Source organism: Bacteroides sp. 41_26, from assembly GCF_949740115.1.
In the GTDB taxonomy this organism is placed as follows: domain Bacteria; phylum Bacteroidota; class Bacteroidia; order Bacteroidales; family Bacteroidaceae; genus Bacteroides; species Bacteroides nordii.
In genome coordinates this window covers 1-1,041 of sequence record NZ_CATJGZ010000016.1, presented here as the reverse complement: position 1 = coordinate 1,041, position 1,041 = coordinate 1, and the positions used below count along the sequence as shown (strand labels likewise).

1 protein-coding gene is annotated in these 1,041 nt (G+C 40.2%); it reads right to left on the bottom strand.

The features are described 5' to 3' along the window. Positions 1–103 precede the first annotated feature (103 nt). Positions 104–625, bottom strand: a complete 522-nt coding sequence (locus tag QX565_RS00175; protein ID WP_289290519.1) for a dihydrofolate reductase family protein — start codon at positions 623–625, stop codon at positions 104–106. Between the last annotated feature and the right edge of the window lie 416 nt (positions 626–1,041).

Here is a 1,041-nt window from a genome sequence, read left to right as displayed (position 1 = left end):
CGAAAATCGTTATATTTGCCACAGAAAGTTTCATTATAGATAGATTTATAATTGAAATTTTTGTGGTTGAAGCACCCGGAGGGACACCGGGTGCTTTTTTTAATCATTCTCCTTTGTACTGGTAGGTCAGGCAAACGACCTGATTGTCTATAACCCGGTGTCCGGTCAGTTCCCACTTCGACCCGAAAGTCTTTCCTATAAACTTGATACCGTCCCCCAGCATGACCGGAACGATATACAGCGTTATTTCATCCAGCAGGGACGCTTCAATCAGCGAGGTTATAAACTTACCGCCGCCAATAACCTGAATGTCGGTTTCCGAACTTGATTTAAGTTCATTGATTGCCCGTAAGGGCATATCAGTAAGAAAGGTTACATTCTCCTTTTTCGTCACATTGGTATCGTAGTGGGACACTACAAAAGTCTTTTTACTTTTGTACGACCATCCGCCCCAACGTTTAAAAATCATGTTATAAGTATTCACTCCGGCAAGAAATACACCGGGTTGTTCATAAGCTGCCGAAATTTCCTTTTTAACGTTTTCCAGCATCCAGTCCAAATCATTATCTTTTCGGGCAATGAAGCCATCGAGAGATACAGCAATACAAGTTTTTAAATGTTTCATAAGTTGGTATCAAACAGTTTTTAATTGCAAACTGTTCGCCAGTACGTCTAAAAAAAGCGTGAACTCACGCTATCCCGACACAGAGGCACTGGTATACCTAAAAGACAAGATAGGCAAGTCCACGCCGTATGCACATACAGCATGAAACATTGCGCTTTGGGTCTTGTCTTTTTTGAAAATTACCAGTTTTCTGTGTCAAGACGTTCTGCGAACGTTATGTTATATATAAGGTAGAAGTTCTCAACCTCTACTGTTTTTTCTAATGAAACTGTTGCAAATATACAGAAAGTCCCGGATATACTCGAACAGGAAAAAGAAAATCCTGCCTTATCTCACGACAAAACAGGATTGAAAGCCATTAGAAAAGAAAAAATTAATCGGTTTTCTCACGGATTAACTTGTGTACATCCGTTGCT

Coding starts and splice junctions, on each gene's coding strand:
- QX565_RS00175 (WP_289290519.1), bottom strand. CDS start 625: ATGAAACATTTAAAAACTTGTATTGCTGTATCTCTCGATGGCTTCATT.